Origin of the sequence: Mesorhizobium sp. M0040 (assembly GCF_040323505.1) — a bacterium.
GTDB lineage: Bacteria > Pseudomonadota > Alphaproteobacteria > Rhizobiales > Rhizobiaceae > Mesorhizobium.
In genome coordinates this window covers 1-16,647 of the sequence record NZ_JAMYVA010000080.1, presented here as the reverse complement: position 1 = coordinate 16,647, position 16,647 = coordinate 1, and the positions used below count along the sequence as shown (strand labels likewise).

General features: G+C 63.8%; 18 protein-coding genes and 1 pseudogene. 10 read left to right on the top strand and 9 right to left on the bottom strand.

Annotated elements, in window-relative coordinates; all coding sequences use genetic code 11:
* Positions 1 to 263 precede the first annotated feature (263 nt).
* Positions 264 to 2,108, bottom strand: coding sequence for a dihydroxy-acid dehydratase (ilvD, locus tag NKJ91_RS31890; RefSeq protein ID WP_352458665.1), 1,845 nt, complete (start codon positions 2,106 to 2,108; stop codon positions 264 to 266).
* Between the two features lie 288 nt (positions 2,109 to 2,396).
* On the opposite strand from ilvD, the gene NKJ91_RS31885 reads away from it, so the two are divergent.
* Entirely contained in the window at positions 2,397 to 2,870 is a 474-nt protein-coding gene (locus tag NKJ91_RS31885; protein WP_352458664.1) for a VOC family protein, read from the top strand.
* Between the two features lie 169 nt (positions 2,871 to 3,039).
* Here the strand turns inward: NKJ91_RS31885 and NKJ91_RS31880 are convergent, their stop codons facing one another.
* From NKJ91_RS31880 to NKJ91_RS31865, 4 genes are all read right to left on the bottom strand, one after another.
* On the bottom strand, positions 3,040 to 4,638 hold the full coding sequence (locus NKJ91_RS31880; protein ID WP_502895676.1) for a peptide chain release factor 3: 1,599 nt from the start codon (positions 4,636 to 4,638) through the stop codon (positions 3,040 to 3,042).
* Between the two features lie 83 nt (positions 4,639 to 4,721).
* The gene (locus tag NKJ91_RS31875) at positions 4,722 to 5,084 is read right to left on the bottom strand and encodes a hypothetical protein (RefSeq protein WP_352458662.1); all 363 of its coding nucleotides are present in this window, start codon (positions 5,082 to 5,084) and stop codon (positions 4,722 to 4,724) included.
* Positions 5,085 to 5,350: 266 nt separating this feature from the next.
* Complete coding sequence (locus NKJ91_RS31870) at positions 5,351 to 6,277, bottom strand: haloalkane dehalogenase (RefSeq protein ID WP_352458661.1); 927 nt, start codon at positions 6,275 to 6,277, stop codon at positions 5,351 to 5,353.
* Between the two features lie 4 nt (positions 6,278 to 6,281).
* Positions 6,282 to 6,872, bottom strand: coding sequence for a TetR/AcrR family transcriptional regulator (locus tag NKJ91_RS31865; protein WP_352458660.1), 591 nt, complete (start codon positions 6,870 to 6,872; stop codon positions 6,282 to 6,284).
* 117 nt (positions 6,873 to 6,989) lie between these two features.
* Here NKJ91_RS31865 and NKJ91_RS31860 point away from each other — a divergent pair, with 117 nt between their 5' ends.
* Positions 6,990 to 8,060, top strand: coding sequence for an NAD(P)/FAD-dependent oxidoreductase (locus NKJ91_RS31860; RefSeq protein ID WP_352458659.1), 1,071 nt, complete (start codon positions 6,990 to 6,992; stop codon positions 8,058 to 8,060).
* Here NKJ91_RS31860 and NKJ91_RS31855 read toward each other — a convergent pair.
* Positions 8,054 to 9,427 carry an amidase gene (locus NKJ91_RS31855; RefSeq protein ID WP_352458658.1) on the bottom strand — a complete coding sequence of 458 codons (1,374 nt, stop codon included), beginning with the start codon at positions 9,425 to 9,427 and terminating at the stop codon, positions 8,054 to 8,056. The two genes, NKJ91_RS31860 and NKJ91_RS31855, sit on opposite strands and share 7 nt — an antisense overlap.
* 163 nt (positions 9,428 to 9,590) lie before the next feature.
* Entirely contained in the window at positions 9,591 to 9,806 is a 216-nt protein-coding gene (locus NKJ91_RS31850; RefSeq protein WP_352458657.1) for a DUF6356 family protein, read from the bottom strand.
* A gap of 115 nt (positions 9,807 to 9,921) precedes the next feature.
* Between NKJ91_RS31850 and NKJ91_RS31845 the strand changes: the two genes are divergently transcribed.
* The 3 genes from NKJ91_RS31845 (at position 9,922) to NKJ91_RS31835 (ending at position 11,618) form a co-directional block, all read left to right on the top strand.
* On the top strand, positions 9,922 to 10,392 hold the full coding sequence (locus NKJ91_RS31845; protein ID WP_023676368.1) for an Lrp/AsnC family transcriptional regulator: 471 nt from the start codon (positions 9,922 to 9,924) through the stop codon (positions 10,390 to 10,392).
* Positions 10,393 to 10,476: 84 nt separating this feature from the next.
* Positions 10,477 to 10,962, top strand: a complete 486-nt coding sequence (gene dut / locus NKJ91_RS31840) for a dUTP diphosphatase (RefSeq protein ID WP_023717930.1) — start codon at positions 10,477 to 10,479, stop codon at positions 10,960 to 10,962.
* A complete protein-coding gene (locus NKJ91_RS31835; protein ID WP_352458656.1) occupies positions 10,962 to 11,618 on the top strand; it encodes an HAD family hydrolase in 657 nt (218 codons plus the stop codon). The genes dut and NKJ91_RS31835 overlap by 1 nt, the downstream gene beginning before the upstream one ends.
* A 33-nt stretch (positions 11,619 to 11,651) precedes the next feature.
* On the opposite strand, the gene NKJ91_RS31830 is transcribed toward NKJ91_RS31835, so the two are convergent.
* Positions 11,652 to 12,236 carry a TetR/AcrR family transcriptional regulator gene (locus NKJ91_RS31830; RefSeq protein ID WP_352458655.1) on the bottom strand — a complete coding sequence of 195 codons (585 nt, stop codon included), beginning with the start codon at positions 12,234 to 12,236 and terminating at the stop codon, positions 11,652 to 11,654.
* A gap of 82 nt (positions 12,237 to 12,318) precedes the next feature.
* Between NKJ91_RS31830 and NKJ91_RS31825 the strand changes: the two genes are divergently transcribed.
* From NKJ91_RS31825 to NKJ91_RS31810, 4 genes are all read left to right on the top strand, one after another.
* Positions 12,319 to 12,729 (top strand): SRPBCC family protein, encoded by a 411-nt coding sequence (locus NKJ91_RS31825; protein WP_352458654.1) that lies wholly within the window; start codon positions 12,319 to 12,321, stop codon positions 12,727 to 12,729.
* Between the two features lie 75 nt (positions 12,730 to 12,804).
* Complete coding sequence (locus NKJ91_RS31820) at positions 12,805 to 13,662, top strand: hypothetical protein (protein WP_352458653.1); 858 nt, start codon at positions 12,805 to 12,807, stop codon at positions 13,660 to 13,662.
* A 77-nt stretch (positions 13,663 to 13,739) separates the two neighbouring features.
* The gene (locus tag NKJ91_RS31815) at positions 13,740 to 14,543 is read left to right on the top strand and encodes an isocitrate lyase/PEP mutase family protein (RefSeq protein WP_352458652.1); all 804 of its coding nucleotides are present in this window, start codon (positions 13,740 to 13,742) and stop codon (positions 14,541 to 14,543) included.
* A 14-nt stretch (positions 14,544 to 14,557) separates the two neighbouring features.
* Positions 14,558 to 15,556 (top strand): proline racemase family protein, encoded by a 999-nt coding sequence (locus NKJ91_RS31810; protein WP_352458651.1) that lies wholly within the window; start codon positions 14,558 to 14,560, stop codon positions 15,554 to 15,556.
* Here NKJ91_RS31810 and NKJ91_RS31805 read toward each other — a convergent pair.
* Complete coding sequence (locus NKJ91_RS31805; protein ID WP_352458650.1) at positions 15,553 to 16,248, bottom strand: sulfate transporter family protein; 696 nt, start codon at positions 16,246 to 16,248, stop codon at positions 15,553 to 15,555. The two genes, NKJ91_RS31810 and NKJ91_RS31805, sit on opposite strands and share 4 nt — an antisense overlap.
* Before the next feature lie 215 nt (positions 16,249 to 16,463).
* Between NKJ91_RS31805 and NKJ91_RS31800 the strand changes: the two are divergent.
* Positions 16,464 to 16,647: pseudogene (locus tag NKJ91_RS31800) on the top strand (adenosine kinase); the annotation flags it as partial.

Genomic DNA, 16,647 nt, shown 5'->3' with positions numbered 1-16,647 from the left:
GCTTCTGCTTCATCACGCTTCTGTCCTCGAATGGCATCCCGAACCCCCTCGCGCAAAAGCGCAAAACTGTTCGCGATGTCCTCGCACATCTGTTCGCGATGTCTCCGGTCCAAACATCCTTGTGGGAGAAGGTGGCCGAGCGAAGCTCGGTCGGATGAGGGGTGTTCCAGCTTGGCGCCGACGACACTCCGTCCAGCACCCCTCAACCGTCTTGGCGCTGCGCGCCAATCCACCTTCTCCCAGAAGGGGAGAAGGAAAAGCCTCTATTCCGGCACGTACCGCACCGCCCCCTTGGCGGCACTTGTCGCCATCGCCGCATAGGCGCGCAAGGCCGTCGTCACCTTGCGCTTGCGCTTTTCTTCGGGCTTCCAGGCAGCCGTTCCCCTGGCCTCCATCGCGGCGCGACGGGCGATGAGTTCGGCGTCGTCGACAGCAAGCCTGATGGTGCGGTTGGGGATATCGATCTCGATCGTGTCGCCTTCCCTGACCAGCCCGATCAGACCGCCTTCCGCGGCTTCCGGCGAGACATGGCCGATCGACAGGCCGGAGGTGCCGCCGGAAAAACGACCGTCGGTGATCAGTGCGCAGGCTTTGCCGAGACCTTTCGACTTCAAATAGCTGGTCGGGTAGAGCATTTCCTGCATGCCGGGTCCGCCGCGTGGCCCTTCATAGCGGATGACGACGACATCGCCGGCCTTGATCTCGTTCGACAGGATCGCCTTGACGCTGGCGTCCTGGCTTTCGAACACTCTTGCCGGACCGGTGAATTTCAGGATCGATTCATCGACGCCCGCCGTCTTCACGATGCAGCCATCGATTGCCAGATTGCCTTTCAGCACGGCAAGGCCGCCATCCCTGGAGAAAGGATGTTCGGCCGAGCGGATGACGCCCTTCTCGCGGTCGAGATCGAGATCGTCCCAGCGGCGGTCCTGGCTGAACGCGACTTGCGTCGGCACGCCGCCGGGTGCCGCCAGGAAGAAATCCCGGACATTCTGGCTGGTGGTGCGCGAAATATCCCAATGATCGAGCGCTTCGCCGAGGCTTGCGGTGTGCACCGTCGGCAGGTCGCGGTTGATCAGCCCGGCGCTATCCAACTGGCCGAGGATGGCCATGATGCCGCCGGCGCGATGGACATCCTCCATGTGGACGTCAGCCTTGGCCGGAGCCACCTTGCACAGCACCGGCACCCGCCGCGACAACCGGTCGATGTCCTCCATGGTGAAGTCGACCTCGCCCTCATGTGCCGCGGCAAGGATGTGCAGCACGGTGTTGGTCGAACCGCCCATGGCGATGTCGAGTGTCATGGCGTTCTCGAAGGCGCCCTTCGAGGCGATGCTGCGCGGCAGCGCGGTGTCGTCGTCCTGCTCGTAATAGCGCTGGGCAAGATCGACGATCAGGTGGCCGGCCTCGACGAACAGGCGCTTGCGGTCGGCATGCGTCGCCAGCGTCGAACCATTGCCGGGCAAGGACAGGCCGAGCGCCTCGGTCAGGCAGTTCATCGAATTGGCGGTGAACATGCCGGAGCAGGAACCGCAGGTCGGACAGGCCGAGCGTTCGATGGTCCTGACGTCCTCGTCGGACACTTTGTCGTCGGCGGCCGCGACCATAGCGTCGACCAGATCAAGCGCCTGGCTCTTGCCGGCGAGCACCACCTTGCCGGCCTCCATCGGCCCGCCGGAGACGAAGACGGTCGGGATGTTGAGGCGCAGCGACGCCATCAGCATGCCGGGCGTGATCTTGTCGCAATTCGAGATGCAGACCATCGCGTCGGCGCAGTGCGCGTTGACCATGTATTCGACCGAGTCGGCGATCAATTCGCGCGACGGCAGCGAATAGAGCATGCCGTCATGGCCCATGGCGATGCCGTCATCGACGGCAATGGTGTTGAACTCCTTGGCGACGCCGCCGGCTTTTTCGATCTCGCGGGCAACCAGCTGGCCGAGATCCTTCAAATGGACATGGCCCGGCACGAATTGGGTGAAGGAATTGACCACGGCAATGATCGGTTTGCCGAAATCCGAATCCTTCATGCCGGTAGCGCGCCACAGGCCGCGAGCGCCGGCCATGTTGCGGCCATGGGTGGTGGTGCGGGAACGATAGGCGGGCATTGAACTGTCCTTGCTGTCTGCGTCGCGCCCAAAGGTGCGGAAAACCGGAATTGAGCCGCAGGCCTTATAGACGGCACACTCTGGTCTGGCCACAATTTTACGCTGCGCCAGGGTGCGGAACGAGCGGCCAGCCAAAGACGCAGCCGGTCCAGGCCGTAAAAAAGTCAGAAGTGCTGTCGGATCGTGTTTTGCTCGAGCGTCCTTGAGCTGACGGCGGGACCGGGCATCAATTGCCAGCCGGCCGTTTTGCGAGTGAAACAAGCCAAAACCAGCCCGAGGAGCAAGAGAATGCAAAAGATCACCCCCTGCCTGTGGTTCGACGACCAGGCCGAGGAGGCCATGAACCATTACATCTCCATCTTCAAGAATTCGAAGGTGCTGAGCGTGATGCGCTGGCCCCAGGGCAGTGGCGATAATGAGGGCAAGGTGCTGATGGTCTCATTCGAACTCGACGGCGTTCAGTTCCAGGCGCTCAACGGCGGCCCGCAATTCAAGTTCACCCAGGCAGTCTCGCTCTCCATCGACTGCAAGACGCAGGAAGAGGCCGACTATTTCTGGGACAGGCTCATCGCGGGCGGTGGCCAGCCCAGCCAGTGCAGCTGGCTGAAGGACAAATTCGGCCTCTCCTGGCAGGTCGTTCCCGAGCAGCTGCCCAGGCTGCTGCTGGACCCCGATAGGGAAAAGGCCGGCCGCGTGATGCAGGCGATGATGCAGATGAGCAAGATCGACATCGCCAAGATCGAAGAGGCAGCGAAAGGGTGAACGAACGCGATCTTTCCTTCTCCCCTTGTGGGAGAAGGTGGATCGGCGCGAAGCGCCGAGACGGTTGAGGGGTGCTGGACGGAATGAGACGTTGGTGTTTCCTGGAACACCCCTCATCCGTCGCCTTCGGCGACACCTTCTCCCACAAGGGGAGAAGGGAAGGGGCGCATCAAGCCGCTCTGTCGCGGACCTGATAATCCTTGACCGCGGCGAAGCGGATCGCCTTCCAGCGCTCGGCCTCGTAGTTGAGCGAGAAGGCGTGCTGGGCGAGGAACACCGGATCGTTGTCGAGGTCGCGGGCAATGTCGCCGCGATGCGCCTCGATGAAGCGCTGGAGCTCGGCCCTGTCGTCGGCCGATATCCAGCGGCAGACGGAAAAGCGCGACATCTCGAAATCGACCGGCAGCGTGTATTCGAAGTTTAGCCGCTCCTTCAAGACGTCGAGCTGCAGGGCGCCGACGACGCCGACGATGGCTGGCGAGCCGTCCTCCGGCGAGAACAATTGCACGACGCCTTCCTCGGCCATCTGGTGCAGCGCTTCCTTGAGCTTCTTGGCTTTCATGGCATCGCCGAGGCGAACGCGGCGCAGGATTTCAGGCGCGAAATTCGGCACGCCGCGAAACAGGATCTCCTCGCCTTCGGTCAGCGTGTCGCCGATGCGCAGCGTGCCGTGGTTGGGGATGCCGACGACATCGCCGGCGAACGCCTCGTCGGCCGTGACGCGGGTGCGGGCGAAGAAGAATTGCGGTGCCGACAGGCTCATCGGTTTTCCCGTGCGCACCAGCTTGGCCTTCATGCCGCGCTCGAGCTTGCCGGAGCAGACGCGGACGAAAGCGATGCGGTCGCGGTGATTGGGGTCCATATTGGCCTGGATCTTGAAGACGAAGGAGGTCATCTTGTCCTCGGTCGCCTCGACCTTGCGGCTGTCGGCCTCCTGCGCGCGCGGCGGCGGCCCGTAGGCGCCGAGCGCCTCGATCAGGTCGCGCACGCCGTAATTGCGCAGCGCCGAACCGAAATAGACCGGCGTCAAATGGCCCTCGCGGAAGGCATCGAGGTCGAGCGGTCGACAGGCCGCGCGCGCCAGCTCCAGCTCCTCGATGAAGGCCTCGCGCTCGTTCTCCGGCAACAGGCCGGCGACGCGGTTGGAATCGGGTCCATTGACCGGCGTGCGCTCCTTTTCGGCGTCGCCCTTGCGTACCGCGTTCAGCGCCAGATGGTAGGTCCCGGAAAAGGTCTTGCCGCGGCCGATCGGCCAGGTGATCGGCGCTGTATCCAGTGCCAGCTTCTGCTCGATTTCATCGAGGATGTCGAACGGGTCTCGGCTTTCGCGGTCCATTTTGTTGACGAAGGTGATGATCGGGATGTCGCGCAGCCGGCAGACCTCGAACAGTTTCAGCGTGCGCGGCTCGATGCCCTTGGCGGCGTCGATCACCATGACCGCGCTGTCGACCGCCGACAGCGTGCGATAGGTGTCGTCGGCGAAATCCTCGTGGCCGGGCGTGTCGAGCAGGTTGAAGACGGTGTCCTCGTATTCGAAGGTCATCACCGAGGTGACCACCGAAATGCCGCGCTCGCGTTCGATCTTCATCCAGTCCGAGCGGGTCTGGATGCGGTCCTTCTTGGCCTTGACCTCGCCGGCAAGCTGGATGGCGCCGCCGAACAAAAGCAGTTTTTCGGTGAGCGTCGTCTTGCCGGCGTCGGGGTGGGCAATGATCGCGAAAGTGCGGCGGCGCGATACCGCTTGTTCGATGTCTTCAGCCAATTTCATGGAATCCTGTCTGTGGCGCGGGCTTCTAGCAGCGCTTTTCCGGCCTGTCGAACGGAAACACCGCTGATACCCCGGCAGCAGGTTCAGTCTCTGACGATAGCCGCCTGCGTGACCGAGCCAGCGTCATCCAGGCGCATAACCAGCCATTCAGAATCGATCGAAAAAAATCCTCTTTCCGAACCAAGAATATAAACCAGACTCCAGTCCTCGAAATAGTCCGTCTTCGGCGGCTCGCCGAGCATGGCAACAACTTCTGCTCGCGATTTCCCAACCAACGCCCCGGTCAGCACCAAACCGTCAGCAATGCGATGGCGCTTATGCAAAGGATCCAGCCAGTTGTCGTCCTGCCACCAAGATCGAACGATCGGCAGCGGGCCGAAGAAGACGGCATAGACAATGGCGGCTCCGGCTGCAGCAAAAACCAGCCCTTTTATCCAGCGGCGCAAATGACCCTCATGTGATTGAGCTGAACGTTTCCAGTGAGGCGATCGTCATCGACCCGCTTCGAGAGCGGTCCCGGCAACGCTCTTGGCAAGTCTGTAGCATGGTGGCAACGAGGGCAAGAAGTCCTGGGCGTTTGAAGGTACACGGCCGCGAACAAGAACATCATCGTCATTGGATCCGGCATCATTGGCGCCTCCATCGCTTGGCACCGGCAGAGCTAAGCTGTCGACCTCTCCGGCTGCCGCAGCCGCCGGTTCACGTCCCGACGTCAGGCCGATTCGGTCGCTCGGCTCTCGAAGGCCACCTCCGGAATCCACTCGGCAATTGCGGCGCCGATCCTGTCGGCATGGTCCTCCTGCAGATAATGCGCGCCGGGTCCGAGATCGATCAACCGGCAGTTCTTCAGGCCGGCCGCGAATTCCCGTGCCGCCTGCGGCGAGACGAGGGCCCCCGGATCGCCTGAGAAAAGCACCTTCGGGTAGGAGGAGAGCCGGAGCGCCCGATGGTCGTGCTCGCTGATGGCAGCGACATCGGCGGGCTGGCCTTCAATCGGCAGGTCGCGCGGCAGCCGCAGGATCGGCTTGCGCGATTGCGGCGTCGGGAACGGTGCCCGGTAGGAGGCCATTTCCTCATCGCTCATCGTGCGCAGCACCGCAGCCGGCAGCACCTTTTCGACGAAGACGTTGTCTTCCAGGACAAGCTTCTCACCGACGCCAGGCGTGCGCATTGCCTTGAACAATTCGCGCGCCTGCGGACGCTGGTGAAAATCGTCCCAACTCTCGAAGGGGCGGATGAATTCCATGAAGGCGAGGCCGAGGATCCGCTGCGGCCGCCGGGCCGCGAGATGGAAGGCGAGCGCGGTGCCCCAGTCCTGCGCGACGACAACCATGTCGGTGATGCCAAGCGTCTCGATGAAGGCGTCGAGATAGCGGACGTGGTCGAAGAAGCGATAGTCGATGTCCGGCTTGCCGGATTGGCCATAGCCGATCAGGTCGGGCGCAATGCAGCGGCCGAACGGCGCCACATGCGGGATGATGTCGCGCCAGATGTAGGACGACGTCGGGTTGCCGTGCAGGAAGAGTACCGTCGGGCCAGCCGTGCCTGCCTCGACATAGGAGATGGTGGAATCGAGCACCGCGACTTGCGAGCGTGGCACCGTTGTGCGGGATTGCTGCTTTTCGAGTTTCGGGTTCATCGGATCAGCTCCTTTTTGCGAAGACTGTTTTGAAGACGATATTCTTGAAACGCTCGAGCGGTTCGGGACTGCGCTCCACCTTCATGCGCAGCATCGCGCCTTGCCAGGAACTCAACAGGAAATCGGCGAGGTCCTCGGCATCGAACGCGTCGGTGATGTCGCCAGCCGCTTGGCCCTCGGCGATGCATTCGGCAAAGGGCTTACGCCAGCGTTCGAAAATGCCGACGAGTTGCAGCCTCAGCGCCTCGCTGTGAGCCGCCGTCTCGAGGCTGAGATTGCCGATCATGCAGCCCCGTGCCCAATCATGCGCCTCCAGCTTCGACGTGATGATTTCGAGATAGCGTCGCAAGCGCCCGACCGGGGGCGTGCCGTCCCGAGCAAGGGCCTGCTCCACCAAACCGCTCACATAGGCGAAATAGCGGTCCAGCACCTCGCCGGTGAACGCCTCCTTGGAGACAAAATGATTGGTGAAGGACCCCGGGCGGGCATCGGCCGCGGCGACGATGTCGCGTACGCCGGCGGCCGAATAGCCGGAGCTCCAGATGGTTTTGAAACCGGCGTCGAGAAGTTTTTCGCGAAGTGAATGTCTAGCCATCGCGGTACAATACGTACGTACGTATTAAAGTCAAGAGGCACATTTGATACGGCTCGCTCTTGGCAGAACCCACGGGCAATGGCATCGCAGTGGTGGTGTTGGAACGAGGAGTGAAGCATGACAGCTGCGAAAGAAGTGATCGTCATCGGCGCCGGCATCATCGGCGCCTCCATCGCCTGGCACCTGACCAGGGCTGGAGCAAAGGTGACGGTCGTTGCCGGCAGCGGCGCCGGCGCGACACCGAATTCCTTTGCCTGGATCAATGCCAGTTGGGGCAATCCGGAGGTCTATTTCCGCCTGCGCATTCGGTCGATGGCCGAATGGACGCGATTGGCGAACGAGGTGCCCGGCATCCCGTTGCAATGGTGCGGTGGCCTATGCTGGGACCTGCCACGTCCCGAACTTGAGGCCTATGCGGCCGAGCACTCCGCATGGGGCTACGGCATCGAGCGTGTCGACCGTGCCGGAGCGGCGCGCATCGAGCCAAATCTGACCGAGCTTCCCGATTTCGCCCTTTATGTCGCCGAGGAAGGCGTTGCCGAGCCGGTCGCCGCCACGCAAGCACTGCTGGCCGACGCCGAACGGCGCGGCGCGCGAATTGTAGCCGGGACAACCGTCACCGCTCTGGTGCAAGCCAACGGCAGGATTGCCGGCGTCGATACATCCGGCGGGCGGATTGCTGCCGACGAGGTGGTGATCGCGGCCGGAGCCGGCTCTCCGGCACTAGCGGCAACAGCCGGGATAGAACTGCCGATCGAGGCGCCGCCCGGCCTGATCGTGCATTCGCGCCCCTACGAAAAGCTGCTCAACGGCCTGGTGATCGGCGACCGCCTGCATATGCGCCAGACGGCGGAAGGCCGCATCATCGCCGGCTCGGATTTCGGCGGCGCCGATCCCGGCATGGATGCCGCGGCCACCGCCCGCGACCTGTTTGCAGCGATGAAGGCGATGCTGCGCGGCACTGATGGGCTGGAACTCGATTTCCACGCCATTGGCTACCGGCCGACGCCGGTCGATGGCTTTCCGATCATAGGCCGCGCCGAAGGCACGAGCGGCGTCTACGTCGCGGTCATGCATTCCGGCATCACGCTGGCACCGGCCGTCGGCCTGTTCGCCGCCTGCGAAATCCTCGACGGCGAGCGCGATCCTCTGCTTGATCCCTACGGGCTGGCGCGGTTTACTCAATAACCGGGCGGGCGGCGAAAGCCGCCGGCCAGCGGGTCGATTGCCCTGGCGATCCCGAGCAGGCGCGACTCCGACCAGCGTTTGCCAACAATCTGTAGTCCGATGGGCAGGCCATTGCTGTCCTGTCCGCAGGGCAGCGACAGTGCGGGGTGGCCGCTGTAGTTGAACACCGCGCCATAGGCCGGCAGCATCCAGTAGCTTTGCTCGCTACCGTCGACCCCGATCGGCGTTCCTGGCTCGCAATGCGGGAAGGCGGTGGCCATGGCGACCGGGCACAGCAAGGCGTCGCAGCCGTCGAAGAACCGTTCCCACGCCAGGATGGAGCGGTCGCGGCGGGCGAGCGCCTCGAACCAGCGCGAGACCGGTGTCGGCTTCTCCCGCGGTTCGGGCTGCGCCGCCTCCAGCATCATGCCGATCAGCGCACCGCCTTGTGCTAGGTCGTCGTGCAGGTCGAACTCCGGCAACTTAGCTTCCTCGACGATGGCGCCCGCGGCCTGAAGCTCTTTTGCCAGACTTTCGACCGCCGCGCTGATTTCGCCGGCCACCGGAAAGCCCGGAAAGGACGGCGCGACGGCAATCCGCAAATTTCTGAGATCCAGCTCCGGCATGGTTTCGACCGGTACCGGCGCAAGGTCGGTATCGCTTCCATCCGGCCCGGCAATAAGGCGGTAGATCAGTGCCAGGTCCTCGACGCTGCGCGCCATCGGTCCGAGGCAGGAGATCAGCCTCACGCTGCGCGGCGCCCCGCCTGGATCGGGGAAGGCGCCGGCGAGCGAGACGCGGTGCTCGGTCGGCTTGAGGCCGTAGACGCCGCAAAAGGCAGCGGGCAGCCGGATCGAATCCTGCATGTCGGTGCCGACCTCGAACGGCGTCATTCCGGTGCCGAGCGCCGCCGCCGCACCGCCACTGGAGCCGCCGGCGGTGCGCTGGAGATTCCAGGGATTGCCGGTGCGGCCAAACAGCGGATTGCTCGACTGCCAGTCACCGAGCATTGTCGCCACGTTCGTCTTGCCCACCAGTATGCCGCCTGCCGCCTTCAGCCGGGCAACGACCGGACTGTCTGCCCTCGGGGCATAGTCGGCGAAAGCCGGGAAGCCGACAGTGGTTCTCATGCCCGCTGTTTCGTGCGTGTCCTTCAGTGTGAACGGCACGCCGTGTAGCGGCCCAAGGGCCTCGCCGCGCGCCTGGGCTTCGTCGGCCTTGCCGGCGCGTTGCCGCGCACCTTCCCGATCGAGGGTTACGACTGCGTTGACCGCCTCATTGTGCCTGTCGATCTGCGCCAGATGCGCGTCCAGCGCTTCCACAGCGGAAATCTTGCGGTCGCGAATGGCGGCAGCCAATTCTGTCGTCGGGGAAAAGACGATATCCATCGTGGATGCTCCGGGCTATCGCGCCGCGATCCCCAAAATGGCGGATTGGCGCGTGGATACAAGCCTGGCTCGGCATTCGACGATGGCGGCGCTTGATTGCGCTGCGGGGCTCGTTGAGGGCGGCCCTGTCCAGCGGCCTCGCTCCGCTCGGTACCTCTACGGCTTACCGTCCTCTGTTATGCGTCCGCTCATAGAGCTCACGGATGATGCCGCTTGCCGTGGTCTCGAACAGAAACGGCAAGAAAGCATGAATGAGCGCGGCAAACGCCGCCATGAACAATCGCGACGAGAACCATGCGGCGAAAGCCATATGGCCGAAATAGCTCTCGCCGACCGCGGCCGGGTGGTTGGTGAAAAGTCTTGCGAGCCGTGCTGTCATGTCGATCCCTCCTGCCGGCATGAAGAGCCGGCGATGAGTATACTGGCATGGGTGTTCGGTTCATCGGTCTCAAATTGTCCTTGTGAAAGGCTGAATTTTGGGACAAACATCCCGCATGGCGCCGGAAATCGACGAAATAGACCGGAGATTGCTGGCCGAGCTGCAACGCGACGGCACACTGTCCGTCGACCAGCTCTCGGCAAGAATATCGCTGTCGCGCAATGCTTGCTGGCGCCGGGTCAAGCGGCTGGAGGAAGACGGCGTCATCACCGGCCGGGTGGCGCTGGTCGACGCCGACAAGCTTGGGCTCGGCCTTTCGGTGTTCATCCTGATCCGCACCTCCAACCACGATCCCGACTGGCTGCAAAGATTCCGAGCGGCGGTGACCGGCTTTGCCGAGATCACCGGCGCTTACCGCATGTCCGGCGATCTCGACTATGTGCTGCGCGCCCGCGTCGCCGATGTGAAGGCCTATGACCGGCTCTACCAGCGGCTGATCGCCAAGGTGGCACTATCGGACGTTTCGGCCTCCTTCGTCATGGAGGAGATCAAGGAGACCACGGTCGTTCCGATGGAACTGCGCTGAAGCGGAACTGTGCTGAAAGAAAGCCGTTGATAGCATTGCCGCCGAGTTGACTGGACCGGCGTTCGCGACGATAGGATCAGCCTCATGCGCGCAGCACTTTATCCTACCTCCGTCATCGGTCCGGCTGTCGGCTTTGTCAGGCTGCCGCATGGCGAGGGCTTGCCGCTTCCGGCCTATGAAAGCTCGGGCGCCGCCGGCATGGACCTGCGCGCCGCCGTCCCGGACGACAGGCCGCTTTTGATCCTGCCGGGAAAGCGCGCGCTGGTGCCGACCGGGCTGGTCCTGGAAATTCCGGAGGGCGTCGAAGGCCAGGTCCGGCCGCGTTCGGGCCTCGCCTTCAAGCACGGGCTCACCTGCCTCAACACGCCGGGCACCATCGACAGCGACTATCGCGGCGAGGTCAAGGTGCTGCTGATCAATCTCGGCGACGAGGATTTCGCGGTGACGCGCGGCATGCGGATCGCCCAGATCGTCTTCGCCCCGGTGACGCAGGCGACCGTCGAGGAGCGCACATTGGCTGGCGGCACAACGCGCGGCTCGGGCGGCTTCGGATCGACCGGCACGGCCTGATGAAAATACCCAAGCTCGTCATCTTCGATTGCGACGGGGTTCTGGTCGACACCGAGAACCTGGCCAATCGGCGCCTCGCCGAATGGCTGACCGCGGCCGGCTTTCCGGCCAGCTTCGAATATTGCCGCAAGAATTTCTCCGGCCGCAGCATGGTCTCGGTGCAGAAGGAAGTCGAGGCGACCGGCGTCAGCCTCGGCGCCGATTTCGTCGAGCGCTGGAACGCCGGCCTGCCGGACCTGTTCGCGCATGGCGTCGAGGCCATCCCCTACGTTCGCGAGTTCATCGAAACCGTGCACGCCGCCGGCATCGCCACCTGTGTCGCGTCGTCGGCACGGGTGTCCAAAATGCACATCACGCTCGGCCAGACCGGACTGCTGCCGCTATTCGAGCATGCGCTGTTCAGCTCGACCATGGTCTCGCGTGGCAAGCCGTTCCCCGACCTCTTCCTGCATGCGGCAGCGACGATGGGCTTCGCGCCCGCCGACTGCATCGTCATCGAGGACAGCGTCGCCGGCACGGCAGCCGGCATCGCCGCCGGCATGCGCGTCTATTCCTACCACGGCGACCCGCTTTCCGACCGCGACGGGCTGATCGAAGCCGGCGGCATCCTGTTCGACGACATGCGTGAACTGGCCGGGCTGGTGCCGATCCACTGACCGCCTTTGCGCAGCCTGCATGCGCGCCAGATCTCAGACCGGGCGCGGCGCCCCAAGTACTCGGTCGACCGTGTCGCGTATGAGACTGCGCAGATTGGCCGGCCTGTCGAGATGACTGACGACAAGGAGGCCGTCGGCCGCCACCGTTAGCGCGTCTGCGGTGCGGTCCGGATCGGGATTTGCGTCAGCGATCAGCAGATCCCTTAGGATGCCCCACTTCCAGTGACGATGCTTATCGATTGCCTGGCGAACCGGGCTCCTCGCGTCGGGGTATTCGGCCGCGGCATTCTGGAACGGGCAGCCGCGGTAGCCCGGCTGATCCGCCGCGCCGGCAATAAGATCGAATACGGCAAGGATCATCAAGCGAGGTGGCCGCCGGCCAAGGCTCGCGATTGCCGCCCGTCCTCCCTTGCTGATCTCCTCGATATAGGCGCGGACGAGGTCGTCCTTGGCCGCGAAGTGATGATAGAACGTCGCCTTCGCAACGCCGGCCTCGGCGATGATGCGGTCGATGCCGACTGCACGGACCCCCTCCAGAGAAAACAGCGCGGTCGCCGTATCGAGGATGCGGCGGCGCGCAAGACTTTCGGGACGATCGTTGATTCGGGCTGCGGACATGCCTTGACCGTATAGCAGACAGGTCTGTATACATCCACATGTAGACAGACAGGTCTACCTATTAACAGAGGGACCAGCGAACATGGCTTCGATAGTCAGGGAAATCATCGTAGATGCTTCACCGGAAAGCGTATGGGCGACGGTGGGCGACTTCGCCGGCGGCGCCCAACGGATAGCCCCAGGCGTTTTCGTCGACTGCCGGGTGGATGAGGGCGACGTGCGGGCCCTTACTTTCGCCGACGGCAAGATCGTGCGAGAGCGGCTCATCGCCCGCGACGAGCAGAGCCGGCGGATCGTGTGGGGATGGCTCGGCGATGAGGTCACCCACGATAATACCTCCATGCAGGTCTTTGCCGAGGGCGAGGGCCGGAGCCGCCTGGTCTGGATCCACGACACTCTGCCCGACGAACTCGGCGCGTGGCTCGCAGCCGCCATGGATCAGCTGGTGCCGGTTTTCCAGCAGACCCTGGCGAGCCAAGCCAAGCCAACATAGTGAGGCAACGCCAGGTGTTTCCTCTTGGCCGCAAAATGCTTTAGCTTGCGCGCGCCCGACATAACGAGCGCGCGCATGACCTTCTCCCTGCTTCGTTTCATCTTTGCCTGCCTGCTGCTGCCCTGTCTTTGGACGACGGCCAGCGCGGAGGCCGTCAGCTTCCCGGAGCTCGGCAGCGCCGTCCCCGGCCACGGCGATGTCACCTATCTCGATCTCGCCAGGATGGTCATTCCCGATCTGGCCGCGGACAAGGACGGCTTTTTCCGGGGTTCGATTCCGATCGAGATGCGCCACATCGCTGGACCGGACTACGACGGCTCGCCGCCGGCGACGTCGGGTCTTTCCAGCGGCGACGTGCTCGACATCAAGGCCGGCGGCAAGGACCGGCTGGCGATGCTGCTCGACCTCGGCGACTCGCCTGACAGCGCCGAGGGTTATGCAGTGCTGGCACTCTACGACATCACCGGCAAGCCGGCCTTGCTCGACGCGGTCAATGTTGCCGTCGACCGCAGCACCTACTTTCGCGATCCGGGCAAGCTGTCGATCGGGCCCGGCGATGACGTCATCATCACCACGAGCACGCATTTCAATTCGAGCCAGGGCTATGTGATCGCGCCGCTGGTCATGGTCCGCAACGACAGGTTCGAGCTGATCGACATGATCTATACGTTCGACGAAAACCTCTGCACCAACCGAAGGACGCAGAATGCGGCCTTCCAGGCGATTGCCGACGGCCAGCCCTATGCAGCCATCAAGGTTACGGTGACCGACGCGACAGTGCCGGGCGATGAAAGCTGCGACGGCCAGCCGCCGCCAGAGGCGTCTTCGCGCGACATTTCCGTCACCTACCACTGGGACAAAAACGCTTCGCGTTACGTCAAGGATTCCGACGCGCTGGACCGATTGGCAGATGAGAACGCCAAACGCTTCTGAGCCAACCGCATTTGTTTGCCCGGCGCGTTCCGCCGGGCTAGAATTTGCCTCGCATTCTGCACTGGAGGGGAGCATCCATGGACAAGGGCAAGATTTTTCGCGACCTGCATGCCTCGATCTTCGTCATGGCCAATTCCTGGGACGTTGGCACGACCAAGCTATTGGCCTCATTCGGCTTCAAGGCGCTGGCCACGACCAGCGCCGGCTTTGCCTTTTCGCGCGGCCTGCCCGATGGCGCGGTGACATTCGAGGCGATGATCCATCATTGCCGTGAAGTGTCGGCGGCGACCGGGCTGCCGGTTTCGGCCGATCTCGAAAAGGGCAAGGGCGACAGCGCGACAAGTGCCGGCGAGACCATCTTCGCCGCCGAGGCGGCTGGCCTCGCCGGCTGCTCGATCGAGGACCATACCGGCGAGCCCGCCAAGCCGATCTATGATTTTTCGCATGCCGTCGATCGCGTCGCGGCGGCGGCGGAAGCGGCACGGGCACTGAAACGCGATTTCGTCTTCACCGCGCGGGCCGAGAATTTCCTGTGGGGCAAGCCCGATCTCGACGACACGATCAAGCGGCTGCAGGCCTTCGAGAAAGCCGGTGCCGACGTGCTCTATGCACCGGGCCTGGGCGACATCGAGATGGTGCGAACCGTCTGCTCGGCGCTGACCAAGCCCGTGAACGTCATGGCCAGGCCCGGCTTCACCATCGCCGATCTTGCCATGGCGGGGGTAAAGCGCATCTCGCTCGGCCCATGGCTGACCAATTTTGCTTTCGGCATGCTGGAGACCGCGGCGCGCGAGATCCAGCAGGACGGCACCTTCGGCTTCACCCGCGCCGCCATGCCGTTCGGCAAGCTGCAGGCGCTGTTTGCCAAATCTTCAGCCTAGGTCGGGCCCGGCGAATGACGCTCACCGTCGTCGACATGCACACCGGCGGCGAGCCGCTGCGGATCGTCACCGGCGGCTACCCCGACATTCCCAAGGGCACGATCCTCGAAAAGCGTGCCTACGTGCGCGACCATCTCGATCATCTCAGAAAGATCCTGATGTTCGAGCCGCGCGGCCATTACGACATGTATGGCGCGCTGCTGGTGGAGCCCGACCTGCCGGGCGCCGACCTCGCGGTGCTGTTCATGCACAATGAGGGCTATTCGACGATGTGCGGCCACGCCATCGTCGCGCTCGGCCGCTACGCCGTCGACGAGCGGCTGGTGGCGCCACGCGAGCCGCTGACGACCGTCAATATCGAGGCGCCATGCGGGCTGATTTCGGCTGCAGTCGAGGTAAGGGATGGCAAGGCCGGCGCGGTGTCCTTCGAAAGCGTGCCGGCGTTTCTGTTTGCCCGCGACCGGCGGATCGAGCTGCCGGGCTATGGTCCGGTCGGCTTTGACATCGCCTATGGCGGCGCCTTCTATGCACTCGCCGACTGCCGCCAGTTCGGGCTGGAATTCGGCAGGAATCGGGTGCGCGATTTCGTCGATGCGGCGACCGCGGCGACCAATAAGCTCAAGGCCGAATTGCCGCTGTCGCATCCCGACCATGCCGATCTCGCCTTTCTCTATGGCACCATCCTGACCGACGGACAGGATGCGTTCTCCGATACGCCGACCAAAAACATCTGCGTTTTCGCCGAAGCCGAGGTCGACCGTTCGCCGACCGGCTCCGGCGTCACCGCGCGGCTGGCGACCATGCACGCCAAGGGTCAGATCGAAATTGGCCGGACGCGGCTGTTCGAGAGCATTGCCGGCTCGCGCTTTTCCGGCGCCGTCGTACGCACGGCCACGGCCGGGCCGCATGACGCCATCATCGCCCGCGTCGGCGGCCGCGCCTATTACTCAGGGCGGGCCGAATTCATCGTCGAGGACGATGATGAACTGGGGCGCGGCTTTCTGCTGCGCTAGCTCCCTTCCCGTGCCGAGATCGCCTTGTGCAGGTGCACCATCATGGCGGCGGCGAACAGTGGCGTCAGAAGGTTGAGCAGCGGCACGGCGAGGAAAGCGGCGACCACCAACCCGGCCAGGAACACGGTGATGGAGTGCTTTCTGCGCAGCGCCCTGGCCTCGGTCTCCGGGCGAAAGCGCATGGCGGCGAACTCGAAGAACTCGCGCCCGAGCAGATAGCCGTTGACGACGAAGAAGGCGGCAATGTTGATGCCCGGCACCAGCAGAAGCAGCAGGGCGACGATGTTGCCGAGGATGACGACGCCGAAAAACCGGATCGCCAGCACCAGCGAGCGCAACGCCGGCACGGCGCGGCCGGGCAGGTCGTTTGGATAATCCGTGCGCTCGACCACTTCGGCGACGTCGTCGAGGAACAGGCCGGCGATGATCGCCGTCACCGGCGCGATGAGCAGCGCCAAGCCCAGCGCAAGGCCGATGCCGGCGACGACGGCGCCCAGCCAACCGGCCCAGGAGGGTAGGGCGGGCAGCCATGCATCGATCCACGGCCAGGCCAGCCATTCGAACAGGCTCTTGATCCCGAACCAAAGCGCCGCCAGCGCCAGCAAGGTCAGCCCCAGCGTCTTCAGGAACACGGAACGGAATTCGGGCGAGAACAGCCGGCTCAAGGCGGCACGGGCGGCGTCGAGGATCACGGCGTTTCCAATTCCATGTCAAACGAGGCCCATGGGCGATATTTCGGGATAGGCGGAGACAGGTCGCGAGACAAGCGCAAACCGCGCGATACGAAGCATCTGCGTTCTGCCCGGATTTATAACTCGCGGCCTAGGCAAAGCCGTATCAAACCGCTAGACCCGCCCGCGCCCGGCGTGGCAGAAAGCCGGTGGGTTTTTGGCGGAGACATGAATTGATGCCGGACTATGACGTGCTTTGTATCGGGAATGCCATCGTCGACATCATCGCCCAGTGCGACGAGGCGTTCCTGGAGACCAACGGCATCATCAAGGGCGCGATGAATTTGATCGACACGAGGCGCGCCGAACTGCTCTACAGCCGCATGGGCCCGGCCATCGAAGCCTCGGGCGGCAGCGCCG

Coding starts and splice junctions, on each gene's coding strand:
- NKJ91_RS31855 (WP_352458658.1), bottom strand. CDS start 9,427: ATGGATATCGTCTTTTCCCCGACGACAGAATTGGCTGCCGCCATTCGC.
- NKJ91_RS31880 (WP_502895676.1), bottom strand. CDS start 4,638: ATGAAATTGGCTGAAGACATCGAACAAGCGGTATCGCGCCGCCGCACT.
- dut (WP_023717930.1), top strand. CDS start 10,477: ATGCGCGCAGCACTTTATCCTACCTCCGTCATCGGTCCGGCTGTCGGC.
- NKJ91_RS31825 (WP_352458654.1), top strand. CDS start 12,319: ATGGCTTCGATAGTCAGGGAAATCATCGTAGATGCTTCACCGGAAAGC.
- NKJ91_RS31850 (WP_352458657.1), bottom strand. CDS start 9,806: ATGACAGCACGGCTCGCAAGACTTTTCACCAACCACCCGGCCGCGGTC.
- NKJ91_RS31815 (WP_352458652.1), top strand. CDS start 13,740: ATGGACAAGGGCAAGATTTTTCGCGACCTGCATGCCTCGATCTTCGTC.
- NKJ91_RS31865 (WP_352458660.1), bottom strand. CDS start 6,872: ATGGCTAGACATTCACTTCGCGAAAAACTTCTCGACGCCGGTTTCAAA.
- NKJ91_RS31870 (WP_352458661.1), bottom strand. CDS start 6,277: ATGAACCCGAAACTCGAAAAGCAGCAATCCCGCACAACGGTGCCACGC.
- NKJ91_RS31885 (WP_352458664.1), top strand. CDS start 2,397: ATGCAAAAGATCACCCCCTGCCTGTGGTTCGACGACCAGGCCGAGGAG.
- NKJ91_RS31810 (WP_352458651.1), top strand. CDS start 14,558: ATGACGCTCACCGTCGTCGACATGCACACCGGCGGCGAGCCGCTGCGG.
- NKJ91_RS31835 (WP_352458656.1), top strand. CDS start 10,962: ATGAAAATACCCAAGCTCGTCATCTTCGATTGCGACGGGGTTCTGGTC.
- ilvD (WP_352458665.1), bottom strand. CDS start 2,108: ATGCCCGCCTATCGTTCCCGCACCACCACCCATGGCCGCAACATGGCC.
- NKJ91_RS31860 (WP_352458659.1), top strand. CDS start 6,990: ATGACAGCTGCGAAAGAAGTGATCGTCATCGGCGCCGGCATCATCGGC.
- NKJ91_RS31820 (WP_352458653.1), top strand. CDS start 12,805: ATGACCTTCTCCCTGCTTCGTTTCATCTTTGCCTGCCTGCTGCTGCCC.
- NKJ91_RS31845 (WP_023676368.1), top strand. CDS start 9,922: ATGGCGCCGGAAATCGACGAAATAGACCGGAGATTGCTGGCCGAGCTG.
- NKJ91_RS31830 (WP_352458655.1), bottom strand. CDS start 12,236: ATGTCCGCAGCCCGAATCAACGATCGTCCCGAAAGTCTTGCGCGCCGC.